The organism is Sphaerisporangium sp. NPDC051017, assembly GCF_040683095.1.
GTDB lineage: Bacteria > Actinomycetota > Actinomycetes > Streptosporangiales > Streptosporangiaceae > Sphaerisporangium.
In genome coordinates, this window is the sequence record NZ_JBFBCI010000053.1 from 31,505 (window position 1) to 47,780 (window position 16,276).

General features: G+C 70.9%; 18 protein-coding genes. 7 read left to right on the forward strand and 11 right to left on the reverse strand.

Annotation, left to right across the window (positions count from 1 at the left end):
- Nucleotides 1-12: 12 nt before the first annotated feature.
- From alr to AB0M95_RS31405, 3 genes are all read right to left on the reverse strand, one after another.
- Nucleotides 13-1,155 (reverse strand): alanine racemase, encoded by a 1,143-nt coding sequence (gene alr / locus AB0M95_RS31395; RefSeq protein WP_358524418.1) that lies wholly within the window; start codon nt 1,153-1,155, stop codon nt 13-15.
- 96 nt (nt 1,156-1,251) lie between these two features.
- Complete coding sequence (locus AB0M95_RS31400; protein WP_363772347.1) at nt 1,252-2,751, reverse strand: NAD(P)H-hydrate dehydratase; 1,500 nt, start codon at nt 2,749-2,751, stop codon at nt 1,252-1,254.
- 50 nt (nt 2,752-2,801) lie between these two features.
- Entirely contained in the window at nt 2,802-3,152 is a 351-nt protein-coding gene (locus AB0M95_RS31405; protein WP_363772349.1) for a holo-ACP synthase, read from the reverse strand.
- A gap of 354 nt (nt 3,153-3,506) precedes the next feature.
- On the opposite strand from AB0M95_RS31405, the gene coaA reads away from it, so the two are divergent.
- From coaA to AB0M95_RS31430, 5 genes are all read left to right on the forward strand, one after another.
- On the forward strand, nt 3,507-4,430 hold the full coding sequence (gene coaA / locus AB0M95_RS31410; RefSeq protein WP_363772352.1) for a type I pantothenate kinase: 924 nt from the start codon (nt 3,507-3,509) through the stop codon (nt 4,428-4,430).
- 109 nt (nt 4,431-4,539) lie between these two features.
- Complete coding sequence (locus AB0M95_RS31415; RefSeq protein ID WP_363772355.1) at nt 4,540-5,448, forward strand: ABC transporter ATP-binding protein; 909 nt, start codon at nt 4,540-4,542, stop codon at nt 5,446-5,448.
- Complete coding sequence (locus AB0M95_RS31420) at nt 5,441-6,355, forward strand: ABC transporter permease subunit (RefSeq protein ID WP_363772358.1); 915 nt, start codon at nt 5,441-5,443, stop codon at nt 6,353-6,355. Before AB0M95_RS31415 ends, AB0M95_RS31420 begins: the two co-directional genes overlap by 8 nt.
- The gene (locus tag AB0M95_RS31425; RefSeq protein WP_358524432.1) at nt 6,352-7,269 is read left to right on the forward strand and encodes an ABC transporter ATP-binding protein; all 918 of its coding nucleotides are present in this window, start codon (nt 6,352-6,354) and stop codon (nt 7,267-7,269) included. The genes AB0M95_RS31420 and AB0M95_RS31425 overlap by 4 nt, the downstream gene beginning before the upstream one ends.
- Nucleotides 7,266-7,982 (forward strand): ABC transporter permease subunit, encoded by a 717-nt coding sequence (locus AB0M95_RS31430; RefSeq protein ID WP_363772361.1) that lies wholly within the window; start codon nt 7,266-7,268, stop codon nt 7,980-7,982. The genes AB0M95_RS31425 and AB0M95_RS31430 overlap by 4 nt, the downstream gene beginning before the upstream one ends.
- A 94-nt stretch (nt 7,983-8,076) precedes the next feature.
- Here the strand turns inward: AB0M95_RS31430 and AB0M95_RS31435 are convergent, their stop codons facing one another.
- From AB0M95_RS31435 to AB0M95_RS31455, 5 genes are all read right to left on the reverse strand, one after another.
- A complete protein-coding gene (locus AB0M95_RS31435; protein ID WP_363772364.1) occupies nt 8,077-8,706 on the reverse strand; it encodes a hypothetical protein in 630 nt (209 codons plus the stop codon).
- Nucleotides 8,696-9,958, reverse strand: a complete 1,263-nt coding sequence (locus tag AB0M95_RS31440; RefSeq protein ID WP_363772366.1) for a hypothetical protein — start codon at nt 9,956-9,958, stop codon at nt 8,696-8,698. The genes AB0M95_RS31435 and AB0M95_RS31440 overlap by 11 nt, the downstream gene beginning before the upstream one ends.
- Nucleotides 9,955-10,713, reverse strand: a complete 759-nt coding sequence (locus AB0M95_RS31445) for an ATP-binding cassette domain-containing protein (RefSeq protein ID WP_363772369.1) — start codon at nt 10,711-10,713, stop codon at nt 9,955-9,957. Before AB0M95_RS31445 ends, AB0M95_RS31440 begins: the two co-directional genes overlap by 4 nt.
- A gap of 128 nt (nt 10,714-10,841) precedes the next feature.
- Entirely contained in the window at nt 10,842-11,177 is a 336-nt protein-coding gene (locus tag AB0M95_RS31450) for a hypothetical protein (RefSeq protein WP_363772372.1), read from the reverse strand.
- A 300-nt stretch (nt 11,178-11,477) separates the two neighbouring features.
- Nucleotides 11,478-11,849 carry a hypothetical protein gene (locus AB0M95_RS31455; protein ID WP_363772375.1) on the reverse strand — a complete coding sequence of 124 codons (372 nt, stop codon included), beginning with the start codon at nt 11,847-11,849 and terminating at the stop codon, nt 11,478-11,480.
- Between the two features lie 183 nt (nt 11,850-12,032).
- Here AB0M95_RS31455 and AB0M95_RS31460 point away from each other — a divergent pair, with 183 nt between their 5' ends.
- Complete coding sequence (locus AB0M95_RS31460; RefSeq protein ID WP_363772378.1) at nt 12,033-12,572, forward strand: hypothetical protein; 540 nt, start codon at nt 12,033-12,035, stop codon at nt 12,570-12,572.
- 82 nt (nt 12,573-12,654) lie between these two features.
- Here AB0M95_RS31460 and glmM read toward each other — a convergent pair whose 3' ends face one another.
- From glmM to rplM, 3 genes are read right to left on the reverse strand one after another with little or no spacing between them, the layout of a single operon-like run.
- Nucleotides 12,655-14,016, reverse strand: coding sequence for a phosphoglucosamine mutase (gene glmM / locus AB0M95_RS31465; RefSeq protein WP_363772381.1), 1,362 nt, complete (start codon nt 14,014-14,016; stop codon nt 12,655-12,657).
- Nucleotides 14,013-14,540, reverse strand: a complete 528-nt coding sequence (rpsI, locus tag AB0M95_RS31470; protein WP_363772384.1) for a 30S ribosomal protein S9 — start codon at nt 14,538-14,540, stop codon at nt 14,013-14,015. Before rpsI ends, glmM begins: the two co-directional genes overlap by 4 nt.
- Before the next feature lie 53 nt (nt 14,541-14,593).
- Nucleotides 14,594-15,037 carry a 50S ribosomal protein L13 gene (gene rplM, locus AB0M95_RS31475; RefSeq protein WP_358524459.1) on the reverse strand — a complete coding sequence of 148 codons (444 nt, stop codon included), beginning with the start codon at nt 15,035-15,037 and terminating at the stop codon, nt 14,594-14,596.
- Nucleotides 15,038-15,521: 484 nt separating this feature from the next.
- On the opposite strand from rplM, the gene AB0M95_RS31480 reads away from it, so the two are divergent.
- The gene (locus AB0M95_RS31480) at nt 15,522-16,265 is read left to right on the forward strand and encodes a CAP domain-containing protein (RefSeq protein WP_363772387.1); all 744 of its coding nucleotides are present in this window, start codon (nt 15,522-15,524) and stop codon (nt 16,263-16,265) included.
- Nucleotides 16,266-16,276: the final 11 nt, after the last annotated feature.

The following is a 16,276-nucleotide window of genomic DNA, read 5'->3' on the forward strand; positions in this document are numbered from 1 at the left end:
CCCGACCTCCTCTTAACGGTAAACGCGCGGAACGCGTGAACCAATCCTGGTCACGATCTCATGAGTGATCGTGCCAAGGGAATCCGCCCATTCCTGCGCGGTCGGCTCCCCGTCCGTACCCGGCCCGAACAGCACGACCTCGTCTCCTTCCGCGATCGGGTCGTCCCCGACGTCGATCATGAACTGGTCCATGCAGACCCGCCCCGCGACCCGGCGGCGGCGCCCGGCCGCGAGCACCTCGGCGCGGTTGCCGGCGCCGCGCAGCACGCCGTCGGCGTACCCGAGGGGGACCAGGGCGATGGTGGTCTCGCGCTCGGTCGTGTAAAGGTGCCCGTACGACACCCCCGTGCCGGGCGGCACGCGCTTGGCCAGGGCGACGCGTGCGGTGAGCGTCATCGCCGGGCGCAGGCCGAAGTCGCCGAGCTCGGGGATGGGGCTGAGGCCGTACACCGCGATGCCGGGGCGGACCATGTCGTAGTGGGTGCCGGGCAGCGACACCGTGGCGGCCGAGTTGGCGAGGTGGCGCAGGACGTGCGACCCGTTGACCCCGGCCTTCTCGGCGAGGCCCACCGCGTCGTCGAACTCGGCGATCTGACGGGCGATCGAGGGGTGGCCGGGGATGTCGGCGCAGGCGAAGTGGGACCACAGGCCGGCGATCTCGATCGTGCCCTCGGCCTGGGCGGCGAGCGCGCGGTCGAGCAGCGCGGGCCACTCGCGGGAGGTCGCGCCGCCGCGCGTGATACCTGTGTCGATCTTGAGGTGGACGCGTGCCACGCGGCCGGTGCTCCGGGCGGCCCCGGCGATCTCACCGACCAGCCAGGGGGCTCCCGCCGACAGCTCGACGCCGGCCGTGAGCGCCTCGTCGAGGGGCTCGCCCGGCGTGAGGATCCAGGACAGGACGGGCGCCGTGACGCCGGCCGCGCGCAGCTCGAGAGCCTCACGCAGGTAGGCGGTGCCGAGGCGGGTGGCTCCGCCCTCCAGGGCGGCGCGCGCGCAGGGCACCATGCCGTGCCCGTAGCCGTCGGCCTTGACGGCGACCATCATCTCGGGGGCACGGGAGTGCTCGCGCAGGAGGGCCACGTTGTGCCTGATAGCCGAGAGATCGACCCGGGCCTCGGCAGGTGTGACGAGGGAACCGCGGATGGGGAAACTCACCCTTTCAGTCTCGCAGGATCGCGCCCGTGGCCGTGCGGGTTCGCGTGGTGACCGCCTGTCCGGAGCACAGGCGTAGCCTGCCCACCGGTGGGCCGGTCAGGTGCCCGCGGTGAGAGCGCGGATCGCGCCGGGCAGCTCCAGCGCGACGTCCAGCGCCACGATGGGCGCCTCGCCCATGCGCGGATCACCCGCGGCGGCGCGGGCGGCCAGGCCGTGCGCATGGGCCGCGCACGAAGCCGCGTCATAACAGCTCAACCCCCCGGCGAGGAGGGCGCCCGCGATGCCGGCGAGCACGTCGCCCGTGCCGCCGGTGGCGAGCCAGGGAGTGCCCGTGAGGTTCACACGGACCGGCCGGCCCTCCTCCGCGACCAGGGTAGTCGACCCTTTGAGCAAAACCGTCACGCCGAGTTCCTCGGCCGCGCGCCGCACGTAGTGGAGCCTGCGGGCCTCGATCTCGCCGGACGGCACGCCGAGCAGGCGGCCGAGTTCGCCGGTGTGGGGCGTGATGAGCGTGGGAGCGTCGCGCCGCAGCAGCGAGCGGTCCCGGGCGGCCAGCGTCAGCCCGTCGGCGTCCACGAGCACCGGCACATCGGAGCGCAGGACGGACGCGGCCAAAGCATGGGCGTCGTCGCCGGTTCCCATGCCGGGCCCGAGCACCCACGCCTGCACCCGCCCGACCTGCTCCACCCCCTCGCCCGGGCCGAGGATCGTGGTGATCGCCTCCGGCCACTTGGCCCTGACGTACCGGACAGGCTCGGCGGCGCTCGCGAAACGCACCAGCCCGGCGCCCGCACGCACGGCGCCGCCGACGGTGAGCACGCCCGCGCCGGTGAAGCGGTCACCACCGGCGACGACGCCCACCACCCCGCGCCGGTACTTGTTCGACTCCGCCGCGGGCCTCGGGAGCAGATCGGCGACGTCGGGGCCGGTGAGAGCCGTCACGCCCGGCTCGGGCAGCCAGGGGCCGAGGCCGATGTCGACCGGGATCAGCGCGCCCACATGGCTCGCCCCAGGGTCGATCAGCAGCCCCGCCTTCACGGCCCCGAAGGTCACGGTGACGTGCGCGCGCACCGCGTCGCCCCCGACCTCGCCGGTGCTCGCGTCCACCCCGCTCGGCACGTCCACGGCGACGACGATGCCGGAGGCGCGCGCGCTGAGCCGCGCCAGCGTGGCATACGGCTCGCGCAGCGCGCCGGAGCCGCCGATGCCGACCAGCCCGTCCAGGATCACGTCGGCGCGGTCGATCAGCCGGGCGGCGTCTTCGGCCTTCTCCCCGGCCTCCCGCAGGTCCAGCGTCCTGCCGCCCGCGCGGCGCAGGGCTCCGAGGCCGCCCTCGTGCGCCGACCTGCCGGCCAGCACGGCGTCCACGCGCGCGCCCCTGCGGGCCAGGTCCGCCCCGGCGTACAGGGCGTCGCCGCCGTTGTCCCCGGCGCCGATCAGCAGCATGACGCGCGCGCCGTACACGCGGGGCAGCAGACCGGCGCAGGCCGCGGCGAGCCCGGTGGCGGCGCGGCGCATGAGCGTGCCCTCGGGCAGGCGGCTCATCAGCTCGCGCTCGGCCGCCCTGATCTCGTCGGAGGTGTACGCGGTCAGCATTCCACCGAATCTAGCCCTCCCCGATCATCGGGGCGAAGGCCACCCGCCGCTCAGCCCTCGGCGATCACGTACGCGATGGCGAAACCGCCGTCGTGGCTGAGGGAGACGTGCCATCGGCGCACGCCCAGCTCGCGGGCGAGGTCGTTCACCCGCCCGGTCAGCCGGAGCACGGGCCGGCCGAGGGCGGCCGTCGTGATCTCGGCGTCGCGGTGGGCGAGACCGGGCGGCGCGCCGAGCGCCTTGGCCGCGGCCTCCTTGGCGGCGAACCGCGCGGCGAGGGAGGCGATGGGCAGCCCGATCTCGGCCTCGGTGAACAGGCGCTCGCGCAGCTTGGGGGTACGTTCCAAAGCGACGTCGAGGCGGGCGATCTCGACGATGTCGACGCCGATGCCGATGATCACCGGCCCGCCCTCCCCTGCGCCCAGGAGCGCATTAGGGGTGGCGAAGCGTGCCGCCCGGCCTTGACAGGCAGGGGGACTCCGTGCGGCACCCGCGCACAGGCGGGGGGCCCGACGCTCGGGCGCACCGGAGCGGCAGGTGGCGGCCATTGCGTCACGGTCCAATCTTGCCCCACTCCAGCATCTCAGGTCTCCTTGCAGGGCCCCCCGGTATCGCCCCACCCCTACCCCTACGACGACACCCCTGTGTCGGGGTTTCGAAGATCCACTCCCCCTTTTCACCCCCTGGGAGACCGCGCCCGCCGCATCGAGGCCCCCGAGCGGCCGGGCGCGCGGCCCTCAGTAGAGTTTGCGGCCATGGAGGCACCCACCCCGTACGTCGAGCTGAGCCGCGCGCAGTGGCGGGATCTGCGCCTGAACACGCCTCTCACCTTGACGGCCGAGGAGCTCGAAGAGCTGCGCGGCGTCGACGACCCGATCGACCTCGCCGAGGTCACCGACATCTACCTGCCGCTCACCCGGCTGCTCAACCTGCACTTCACCGGGGCGCGGCAGCGCAGTGCGGCGGTGAACACCTTCCTCGGCGACGACCACGCCCCGCCGCCGTACATCCTCGGCATCGCCGGCAGCGTCGCGGTCGGCAAGTCGACCACGGCGCGGCTGCTGCACACGCTGCTGGCCCGCTGGCCGGAACACTCCCAGGTCGACCTGATCACCACCGACTCCTTCCTCTACCCGAACGCGGTGCTGGAGGAGCGCGGCATCCCCCACCGTAAGGGCTTCCCCGAGAGCTACGACCGCCGGGCGCTGGTCCGCTTCGTCGCCGAGGTGAAGGCCGGGGTCCCGGAGGTCCACGCGCCCGTCTACAGCCACCTGGAGTACGACATCGTGCCCGGGGCGGTGCAGACCGTGCGCCGGCCGGACATCCTCCTCGTCGAGGGACTGAACGTGCTGCAGCCGGCTCCCCCGGCCGCGCTGGCGGTGAACGACTACTTCGACTTCTCGATCTACGTGGACGCCAAGGTGGAGGACATCCGCGCCTGGTACATCGACCGCTTCCACAAGCTGCGCCGCACGGCCTTCGCCGACCCGAAGTCGTACTTCTCCTACATCTCCGACATGTCGGAGGAGGAGGCGACCCGGTTCGCCAAGAACGTCTGGCGGGACGTCAACGAGCTGAACCTGGTCGAGAACATCCTCCCCACCCGCGGCCGCGCCGGCCTCGTCCTGCACAAGGGCCCCGACCACTCCATCCGCCGCGTCCGCCTGCGCCGCACCTGACGTCTCCCGGCGTACGGCCCGCGCATCGCGCCGCCCGCCCGGCGGATGAGGAGGAACTCCTCCGTGTGAGGGAGGCCACACCGGACGCGCGTTGGATAGTGTCCCGGGCATGACCATCCTCGCCACCGAGGGACTCACCAAACGCTTCCCCCGGGTGACGGCGCTCGACCGCCTCACCGTCAGCGCGGGGTCCGGCGTCACCGGCCTGGTCGGCGCGAACGGCGCGGGGAAGTCCACGCTCATCAAGATCCTGCTGGGGCTGCTCCCGCCCACCGAGGGCACCGCGACGGTGCTCGGCCTCGACCCGGCCACGCGCGCCCTCGACATCCGCAGATCCGTCGGCTACATGCCCGAGCACGACTGCCTCCCGCCCGACGTGTCCGCGACCGAGTTCACCGTTCACATGGCCCAGATGTCCGGCCTGCCGCGCAGCGCCGCCCGCGAGCGCGCCGCCGACACCCTGCGCCACGTCGGGCTGTACGAGGAGCGCTACCGGCCCATCGGCGGGTACTCGACCGGCATGCGCCAGCGGGTGAAGCTGGCCCAGGCGCTCGTCCACGACCCCAAGCTGGTCTTCCTGGACGAGCCGACCAACGGCCTGGACCCGCAGGGCCGCGACGACATGCTCGCGCTGATCCGGCGCATCGGCACCGAGTTCGGCATCAGCGTGGTGGTGACCTCCCACCTGCTGGGCGAGCTCGAACGCGTCTGCGACCACGTCATCGTCATCGACGGGGGCCGCCTGCTGCGGTCCTCGGCCATCGGCGAGTTCACCCAGGCCACCCGGACGATCACCGTCGAGGTCGAGGAGGGCCTGCCGGCCCTGGCCGACCGGCTGACCGCCCTCGGGCAGACGGTGACCACGCACGGCCGCCTGCTGAGCGTCGAGGCCGGCTCCTCGGCGACGTTCGACGTCGTCCGCGACGCCGTCGTCGACCTGGACCTGTGCCTGGTCCGGCTGGAGCAGGGCCGCCACCGCATCGAGGACGTCTTCAGGGAGGAGGCCGCCAATGTCTGAGCCGTCCCCCGCGACCGCGCAGGCCGCCCCCGCCGCGCCGACCGGCGTCATCCACGACATCGGCTACCGCCACTACGAGGGCCCGCGGCTCGGCCGCGGCGCCGCGCTGGCCGCACTCACCGTCCAGAGCCTCCGCGGCGTCTTCGGCCTCGGCCGCACCGCCCGCGCCAAGATCATGCCGTTCCTGCTGGGCGGCATCATGATGCTGCCCGCCGCGGTGTCCATCGCGCTCCTGGCCGTGGTCAAGCGCGTCGAGGTGTCGGTGAGCTATCCGGCGTACGCGGTGATCATGCAGACCGTGCTCGCCGTGTTCCTGGCCGCCCAGTCTCCCTACCTCGTGGCCCCCGACCTGCGGTTCCGGGTGCTGCCGCTGTACATGTCGCGCCCGGTGAAGACCGCCGACTACATCACCGCCAAGCTCGCGGCCATGGCCCTGGCGATGTTCCTGCTCATCGCCGTGCCGCTGACCGTCATGTACGCCGGCGAGCTGCTCGTCGACCTGGACGGCCCGCCGCGGAGCAAGGAGTACTTCGCGGCGCTGGCCACCAGCGTCATCTTCGCGGTCCTGCTGGCCTCCGTCGGGGTGGCCATCGCGTCCTTCACCCCGCGGCGCGGGCTCGGCGTCGCGGCCGTCATCGCGGTCTACCTGCTGACCTCCGCGGTGTCCCTCGTGCTGGTCGGCGTGCTGATGTCGGTGAGCCGCGACAGCGAGGCCGCCTGGGCGTGGCTGGTCAACCCGTTCTTCCTCGTCGACGCCGTGCAGGTGTGGCTGTTCGGCACCACCCCGAACAACGACGGCGGGTATCCGAGCGCGGGCGGCCCCGTCGCGCTGGCCGCCATCCTGGTGGTGATCGCCCTGAGCGTGACCGCCCTCGCCCTCCGCTACCGCAAGGCTGCCTCATCGTGAACATCGAACTCGCCCAGGTCTCCCGCTGGTACGGCAACGTGGTCGCCGTCAACGACGTCACGATGACCGTCGGGCCCGGCGTCACCGGCCTGCTCGGCCCGAACGGCGCCGGCAAGTCGACGCTGCTGCACATGATGGCCGGGTTCCTCGCCCCCTCCACCGGCACGGCCACCCTCGACGGCCGGCCGATCTGGCACAACCACCAGATCTACCGCTCCATCGGCCTCGTGCCCGAGCGCGAGGCCGTGTACGGCTTCCTCACCGGCTGGCAGTTCGTGCTGTCCAGCGCCCGCCTGCACCGCCTGCCGTCCCCCGAGGACGCCGCCTCCAAGGCGCTGGCGATGGTCGACATGGAGGGCGCGAAGGACCGGCGCGTCGAGACCTACTCCAAGGGCATGCGCCAGCGTGTCAAGGTCGCCGCCGCGCTCGTCCACGACCCGCAGGTGCTGCTGCTTGACGAGCCGTTCAACGGCATGGACCCGCGCCAGCGCCTCCACCTGATGGACCTGGTCAGGGAGCTCGGCGCCGCCGGGCGCACCATCCTGTTCAGCTCCCACATCCTGGAGGAGGTCGAGCGGGTCGCCCAGCAGATCGAGGTGCTGGTCGCGGGCCGCCACGCCGCCTCGGGCGACTTCCGCGAGATCCGCCGCCGCATGACCGACCGCCCCCACCTCTTCCGCGTCCGCTCCAGCGACGACCGGCGGCTGGCGTCCGCCCTGATCGCCGACGCCTCCTCGGGCGCGGTCTCCCTGGGCGAGGCGGGCCTGGAGGTCCAGGCGGTGGACTTCCGCAGGTTCACCTGGCTGCTCCCGCGGCTCGCCCGCGACGCCGGCGTCTCCGTCTGGCAGGTCTCCCCCGCCGACGAGGACCTCGAAAGCGTCTTCTCCTACCTGATCTCCGGGAGCTCCCGATGAACTCCGTCGTCGCCGGAATCACCTACCGGGCCGTGCTCGGGCGGCGCAGGGTGCTGCTGCTGATCCTGCTGCCGCTGTTGCTGATCGGCCTCGCGGTGCTGCTGCGGGCCATCGGCAGCACGGACGAGAACGCCACGATCAGGCTCATGCAGGTCTACGCGATCGGCATGATGCTGCCACTGCTCGGCCTGATCGCGGGCACGGGCACGATCGCCCCGGAGATCGACGACGGCACGATCATCCACCTGCTGTCCAAGCCGATCTCCCGGCCGTCGATCGCCGTCACGAAGTTCGCCGTGGCCGCCTCGCTGCTCGCGCTGTTCGCGGCCGTCCCGACGTACCTCGCCGGCTACATCGTCCTCGGGAACGAGGCGGGCATCGCCTCCGGGTTCGCGCTCGGCGCGCTGATCGGCGGCATCGCCTACGCCGGGGTCTTCCTGTTCCTCGGCGTCGTCACCCGGCACGCGGTGACGGTCGGCATCATCTACGCCGTGGTGTGGGAGGGCCTGGTCGGCCAGTACGTGCCCGGCGCGGGCAACTTCTCGATCCAGCAGTGGGCGCAGACCTTCGCAGGGCAGATCATCACCTCCGGCTTCTTCAAGACCTCGGTCAGCATGGGCTTCGCCGTCCCGGCCGTGCTCATCGTGACGATCGGCTCGGTGGTGTGGGCCGGCCAGCGTCTGCGTTCCATCTCCCTCACCGGCGAGGAGTGACATCTCCCGGCCGCGACCGATCGCCGCGGTCGGGGGTTCCTGCATCGGTGCCTCGACCTCACCCTCACCGCGCAGGATCGCGTCAAGGGCACCTTCACGCCGCCACAGAGCGCGAGCCCTTGAGAAGCCGTGGCGGCATCACGACCGCGGCGAGTCCCAGCAGCAGCAAGACCACCGCACCGCCCCATGAACCCCCGACGTCATAGGACTGGTATGGCCAAGCCCACCAGTGCGGGCCACTCCCGTCCGCCCCCCAGAACGCCGCGACGACGAACCCGGCGAGTGGCAGGATCCAGGACAGCGGCCTCCCGAACACCCGCCCCGACACCAATGCCAGACCCGCGTACAGCACCAGATTCCGTACCGCCTCGGCGCTGGCCGTCACAGATCCGCTCGCCGCGGTCGCGCCGCCCACCAGACCGGCTGCGACGACCAGTGCCGTCGCCAGATGGAGCAGTTCCGCCCGGATCAGCCGAGCGCCGGCGGCCCGTTCGAGCGACGCCATGGAACTGTGCAGGCTCCCCGCGGCCAGGACGGCGAACGGGATGGGCGTCAATGAAGTGCTCGCCATCTGCGACCACCCCCGGCTGTTGGCGGCAGGCAGGACGAACTCACCCCCGCCCGTCCACCAGGCGACGACCGTCGCGACCCCGTACCCGGCCAGCAGTTGCACCAGGTGGTGGGCGCGGGCGTAACGCCAGAGATCAGCGCGGTCACCTGTCACGGCAATTTTCTCCGGCCCTGCGGATCGCCGCCAGGCGATCGCTCACCCACTTGGCCTGTACCCGCTCGGGACGGTGGGCGACATCGGCGATCTCCCGCATGTCGATCCCGGGCGGACCGCCTCCGCTCCCCAGGGCCTCCGCGGTGCCGTAACTCCGTACTTGAAGGTAGGCGTCGAGGCGAAACGCCTCGTGGGTGAACTTCTCGCTGTTCGCCGCAGGCACGTCACAGACAGGCAGGGTGCGATTGAGCACCGCCGAGGACAGGAATGAGGGCACCGACACGCCGCCCTCCAGGAGGCGGAAGTCGGCCGCGGCGTCGGGGACGGCCGGATCGCGCAGCCCTGCCTCATAGAACGTCTCCGGTAGCTTGAGCCCCCCACCGGGCAGCGCGGCCAGACGAGCCGCCATCGCACCGACCAGGCCGACGTACCTGCCCTCCTCCGGCCACAGGCACACACGGGGCTTCGCGGCCGAGCACAGAGGCTGGGACGGAGCCGCACGCGTCACCTGCAACGGGCCGGCCATGGCGATCATCACGAGACCGGCCATCACCGTGACCGCTGCCAACGGCCGGAGAACACCTGCGGGAGTTCCACGCGTGTCGCGGTGGACGGCGCGAGCCGGAATCGTCACCGCGAGCACCGCCATCACGAGGGCGAAGGCGAATCGCGTGGCGAACGCCGTGGCCGAGATCTCGACCTGGACGTGCCCCGAGAGCACATAGAACCTGACCGGCCGCAGCACGGTCTGGCCGAACAGGCAGATCGCGACCGCGATGGGGGGAACGAACCTGGACGACCAGAGTTTGCCAGCCAGATGCCCCGCCGAGGCACTGAGGACGACGAGGCAGACGCCGATCCCTAGATAGGACAGCCACAGGAATCCGGGCCCGGCATGCGGCGCGCTCACCACGGCGGCGATCACGACCCCGGGCGCATAGGCGACCAGCCCGTAGATCAACGTGCTGCTCAGGAGCAGGAGTTCCGCCGGCCACCGGGGCCGGGCCGCCGCCGCGAGTTGCTCGGCGATCCCGGCCCGGTGAACCCGCCCCGCCGTCCAAGCCGCTCCGCCTCCCAGCACCATGCCGAAGAAGTAGGCGGGAAGCTGGGCGGCCGCGCTCGCCTCCGGCCACACCCCGATCCACCAGGTGTTGCGACCGAACAGCATGGCGACGTCCAGTGCGATCAGCACCGGCAACCACCAGCGCAACGGGGAGCGACGCACCTCCGTCCAGAGCATGACCGCCGTCACGCGATGGCCCTCTGTCCTCCGAGAAGGCTCATGTAGCCGCGTTCCAGCGGAGTGTCGCCCTCCGCCGACGGAAGAGCCGCGGCCGCCAGGCTTTCCGGATCTCCACGCCAGATCAACCGCCCGTCTCTCATCACCACCACGTCGTCGCAGACAGCCGCCACGTCCTCCACGAGGTGGGTGCTGAGCATGACCGCCACGTTCGCGGCGCGCAGCCTGCGCAGCACCGCGCGGAATTCCAGCCGCTGCGCCGGGTCGAGACCCACCGTGGGTTCGTCCAGCAGCACGAGCCTCGGCCGGCCCACGATCGCCGAGGCGATGCCACATCGGCGGATCATCCCCCCGGACAGCGACCTGAGCTTGGCCCCTGACCGTTGCGACAGGTCCACGAAGTCGATGGCCTCACGGGTGGAGGCATCGATGGTGGCCGCCGGAACCCCGCGCAGCCACGCGCAGTACCGGACGAAGTCATAAACGGTGAAGCCTGGATAGAAACCGAAGTGCTGAGGGAGGTAGCCGATGTGCCGCCGTACCCGCCGGGCCGCCCGCTGCGAGACCACCGGTGTTCCGCAGACGCTGATGGCGCCTCGAGTGGGCGGGGCGACCGTTGCCAGCGTCCTCAGCAGGGTCGTCTTGCCCGCGCCGTTCGGCCCCAGCAGCCCAAGCACACCGGGCCGCACGTCGAGGTCCAGTCCGCTGATCACCTCCCGGGCGCCGTAGCCCTGCCCGACGCCGCGCAGTTCCACGACCGGCTCCAACCTCTCCCACCTCACTCATCAACGCGGGTGCCCACTCCCGTGGGCACCCGCTGGCCGTGTAGTTCTTATGGTCGTCCGCTGACTGGCGGGCGGCTTTCGTTCACTGGCGAACCCGCATGAAGGCTACGTCAGCTGAACAGCAGGTAGGCCTTGTTTACAGAGAACGTGCACTCGTTGCTGTGAAACGTTCCCGAGTACCCCTTGCTAATCGAGAAAGGCCCGTCCTCCCAGTCCAGTTCGGCCGAGCAGTCGCCATAGACGTAGACAGGCCACATGGCCTTGGTGGCGGACGAACACTTACCAGCGAAGGCGGTGTTCCACCACTGCGCATAGCAACCGTTGGTGGCGGGGGACGTGCCAGCGGCACTTGCGGCGGACGAGAGTCCCGCCACACCACCTGCCACCAGGATTGAGCCCAGAGCGAGGCCTATTCCGGCTCGCTTAAAACCCGACGTGAGGCTCATTGAGGTGTATCCTCCTCGTGCATCGTTGATGCGCTGCGGGCGTTGATTCTTCGCGGGACCGGCGTCCGCAGCTGCTGACGGACGGATTTGATCATAAGCTGTAAAAAAAAAGCAACTGCGTATGTAAAGTTGCCACCCTGTGGGGCTGACTTGACCTGCGACAGGGAGCCTCTTCGGTGTCGCCTGCGTAGAGCCGCCTGATACGGCCGTTTGACGTCAGAAGCGGGCGCGCGCCGGTGCCGCGTCAGAAACGATGAGGATGCTCGTCGCTCCTGTGACGCTGATGTCTGGGTTTCGCCGTCAGCGGCGGAACATCAGGCGGACGCAGACGCCGATGGCGATGCAGCCGACCGCGAAGACCAGCAGGAGCGTCGAGGAGACGAAGCCCACGACCCACAGGCCGCCGGTCTCCGGGCGTGGGCCGATGCCCTGCCACAGGGCCGCCAGCGGTTGCGGCACCGCGAAGGGCACCAGCGTCGCCACCGCGCTCTTGACCGTCACGGTCACGCCGAGGACCAGCCCGCCGATCAGCACCACGGCGTACGTCCACGGGTACAGCAAGGAGCGGAAGAAGTAGCCGTCGGTGCCGGTCGAGGCGAGGATCCAGGTGACGATCGCCCCCGCGAGGAACGAGACGACGGCGATCATCTGATACCTGTACCGATTGACCACGAACAATCACCCTAAATGACAATGCAGCCGCGTGCCGTCGCGCGGCCGGCCCGTCCGCGCCGGGAACCGTCCCGTAATCCGGCTTGAGTCTCCACCTGCTGGAGACTGGAAGGTTGTTCCTCGAAGGCACATCCGTAGTGCCGCGGTAAGCACCGAGTACGGATATATGAGGAGATGACCATCATGGCGGATCGGCCGACCGCGCGAGAGCGACAGCAGATCATCGACGCGTTCGTGAGCGAGGCGTTCGCCGGCGTCGACCCCGGCGCGCCCGGCGCGCGCATCGCCGAGGGCATGCGGCAGCTGCCCGCCGACGCCCCAGACGAGCTGGACGCCGCCAAGGCCCAGGCCTGGGACGAGCTGGCGACGCTGGTCGCCGACCCCGCGTTCCGGCAGCGCGTGCGCCAGATGGCGGTCAACGGCGCCCAGGCCGGCCAGGAGCAGCCGTTCGATTCGCAGCCGGTCCTTGAGCACGCGGGCGCCGCGGTGGCGGCGGGCATCGCCCCCGGCTCGCCCGAGGGGCGGGAGGTCCTCGGCAGGATCGTCCCGGAGGACACCCCCGCCGAGGAGCGCCGCCGCCTGGCCGACCAGGTGGAGACCTTCACCGACCGGCGGGTGGAGCGGTTCTGGGAGCTGACCGGCGTCCTCAACGACCGGCAGCCCTTCCCGACCGGCGTCCCGGCGTTCGAGTGGCTGATCGAGGCCCTGCGCACCCAGGCCTGAGGCGCCACGAGTCCTGGACCACGAAAGGCGGGGCCCTCTCCAGGAGGACCCCGCCTTTCGGTACCGCTCTACGCGCCTGGGATCAGGCGCAGGTGGTGCGCACGACCTCGGCCAGCTTCCCGGCGATGAGCTCGGCCTCGTCCTGCGACTCGGCCTCCACCATCACCCGGACCATCGGCTCGGTGCCGCTCGGCCGGATGACCACCCGGCCGGTGTCCCCGAGCGAGCTCTCGGCCTCTGCCACCGCCGAGGCGAGCTCCTTGGACGTCGCGGCCTTGGCCTTGGAGACGTCCCGGACGTTCACCAGCACCTGGGGCAGCCGCGTCATGACCGACGCCAGCTCCTCCAGCGACCGGCCCGACCGGGAGACCTCCGCGAGCAGGTGAAGCGACGTCAGGAGCCCGTCCCCGGTCGTGGCGTGGTCGAGCATCACGACGTGACCCGACTGTTCGCCGCCGAAGTTGTACCCCCCGGCCTTCATCGCCTCCAGGACGTACCGGTCGCCGACCGCGGTCTCCACCATGGTCAGGCCGGCCTTCCGCAAGGCGATCTTGAAGCCGAGGTTGGACATGATCGTCGCGACGACGGTGTCCTTCGCCAGGGTGCCCGCCTCGTGCATGGCCAGCGCCAGGATCGCCATGATCTGGTCGCCGTCCACCACCTCGCCCGTGGCCGTCACGGCCAGGCAGCGGTCGGCGTCGCCGTCATAGGCGATGCCCGCGTCCGCGCCGCGCTCGGCGACGGCCTCGCGCAGCGTGTCCAGGTGCGTGGACCCGACGCCCTCGTTGATGTTGAGACCGTCCGGCGATGCGCCGATCGTCTCGACGGTCGCGCCCGCGCGCAGCAGCGCCTCCGGGGCCACCATGTGCGCCGCGCCGTGCGCGCAGTCGACCACCAGCCGCAGGCCCTCGAGACGGCCGTCGACCGTCGTCAGGACGTGCGAGACGTACCGGTCGGCCTCGCCGTACGCGTCGCGCACCCGGCCGACGGCGGCGCCCACCGGGCGGTTCCACTTCTCGCCGAGCCGCCGCTCGATGTCGTTCTCGACCGCGTCCGGCAGCTTGAAGCCGCCCCGGGCGAAGAACTTTATGCCGTTGTCCGGCGCCGGGTTGTGCGAGGCGGACAGCATGACCCCGAGATCGGCCCCGAGGGCCGAGGTCAGGTAGGCGACGGCCGGGGTGGGCAGCACGCCGAGGCGCAGCACGTCCACACCGGACGACGCGAGGCCGGCGACCACCGCGGCTTCGAGGAACTCCCCCGAAGCGCGAGGATCCCGGCCCACGACGGCGACCGGGCGGCCGCGCCGCCCGACGCTCGACTCGAACGCTCCGGCGTCGCCGAGGACATGAGCCGCCGCGACCGACAGGTCCATGGCGAGCTCCGCCGTGAGGTCGCGGCCCGCGACCCCACGGACTCCGTCGGTGCCGAACAACCGGCCCGTCAACGCTTGCTGTACTGAGGAGCCTTACGGGCCTTCTTGAGGCCGTACTTCTTGCGCTCCTTCTCCCGCGCGTCACGGGTGAGGAAGCCGGCCTTCTTCAGCGGCGGGCGGTTGGTCTCGGTGTCCAGCGCGGTCAGGGCGCGGGCGAGGCCCATGCGCAGAGCGCCGGCCTGGCCGGTCACGCCGCCGCCGTCGATGCGGACGAAGACGTCGAACTGCTCTTCGGCGCCGAGCGTCACGAACGGCTCGTTGACGATCTGCTGATGCACCTTGTTCGGGAAGTAGTTGTCCAGCGAGCGACCGTTGATGGTCCACTTGCCGGTGCCCGGCGCGATGCGCACCCGGGCGATCGCTTCCTTGCGACGGCCGGTGCCGTACGAGTTGCCCGTCGTGATGGGCTTACGCGCGGCGACGTCGCTGCTCGGAGCGGACTCGCTGGTGTACTCGGACGGGAACTCCTCGCCGGAGGGGTCCGCAAAGTCCGGCTCGCCTTCGTAGGGCGTTTCGACACCGGTGGGCTCGGCCACGGTTCTCCTCTAACTTTCGATCTTGGCGTCAGCCGTCGGCCAACGGTGTGCGACTACTGGGCGATCTGGGTGAGCTCGTAGGGGACCGGCTGCTGCGCCTGGTGCGGGTGCTCGCCGCCGGCGTACACCTTGAGCTTCTTGACCATCTTCCGGCCGAGGGAGTTCTTGGGAAGCATGCCCTTCACGGCCTTCTCGATGGCGCGGTCCGGCCGCTTCTCCAGCAGCTCGCTGTAGGACACCGAGCGCAGACCGCCCGGGTAGCCGGAGTGGCGGTACGCCTTCTTCTGCTCCAGCTTGTTGCCGGTCAGGGCCACCTTGTCGGCGTTGATGATGATGACGAAGTCACCGGTGTCGACGTGCGGCGCGAAGATCGGCTTGTGCTTACCGCGGAGCAGCGTCGCGACCTGGGCAGCCAGCCGACCCAGCACGACGTCGGTGGCGTCGATGACGTACCACTGACGCTGTACGTCGGTGGCCTTAGGGGTGAACGTGCGCACGGTGGTAAGCCTTCTGTCGGGTGGGCATCTCTGGAGTAGGTCATGGGCGGGCGCACGACACGGCCCAGACCTTCCGTCTCCACGAACAGGGAGATGACGCCGGACGCGCCGCGCATCGGTCACGACAGACCGATCCACACACAACGAACTAGCAGACTACCGGCTGCGACGAGCATGGGTCAAAACGAGAGGACCGACGCAGAGGTGTCACACCGGGTCCGCGCCGTACAGTCTACCGGTCACGGCCGCGCACTCCGGGGGACACGAGCACGGACGACCGCGGAAAACCCCGGATTCGGCGCACCACCCGGCCTGGCCGTCCGAAACCTGTCCTGCGAACCGAGATTCGGACACCTTTCCGGAACAAAAACCCGTCCACCGCGTCTCTTCTGTAACATGAGCCGACCTCTCTATATTTGGCAGCGGCATGAGTCAGCGCCTCACCCCCAGAGCTCCCCGGAGGTTCCCCCCTAGGCGGACCCACGTGGGTCTGTTGGCATGCCTGACCGCCGCCCTGGTCGCCGGCATCGTCGTCTCCCGGCTCGACCCTCCCAAGACCGCCCTGGACGAGGTCTACCTGCAGACCGGCGTGCCCACGGCCACCCCCGGGCGCGTCCTCGCCGCCCCCGAGGTCGCCACCACGCACATGCCGCCCCTCGGCCGTGTCGCCCGCCCGAGCGCCCGCCGTCCCACCGCCGAGCCGCGCGCCGTCCCGAGCCCCACCGCCACCACCACCAAGAACGACAACGCGATCGACGGGAGCGGGTCCCAGACCCCCGGCGGCAACGCCAACGTGGGCACCGCCAGCGGCAACGGCCTGACCGCGCCCCCCGACGACGCCACGCCCGTCTCCCAGCTCGAAGCAAACGCCGTCACGCTCACCAACGAGGAGCGCACGCGCAAGGGATGCGCGCCGCTGCGGCTCGACCCGCGCCTGGCCCGAGCCGCCCGCGCCCACAGCCGGGACATGGCCAGGGGCGACTACTTCGGCCACACCTCGCCCGACGGCACGAGCCCCTGGGACCGCATGGCCCGCGCCGGCTACAGCAACAGCGCGGCGGAGAACATCGCCCGCGGCTACGAGACCGCGGAGGAGACCGTCCGCAGCTGGATGGCCAACAGCGGACACCGCCGCAACATCCTGAACTGCCAGATCAAGACCGTTGGCGTCGGAGTCGCCTACGGCTCGGGCGACATCTGGTGGACCCAGGACTTCGGCTATTCCTGACCTGTTATGTC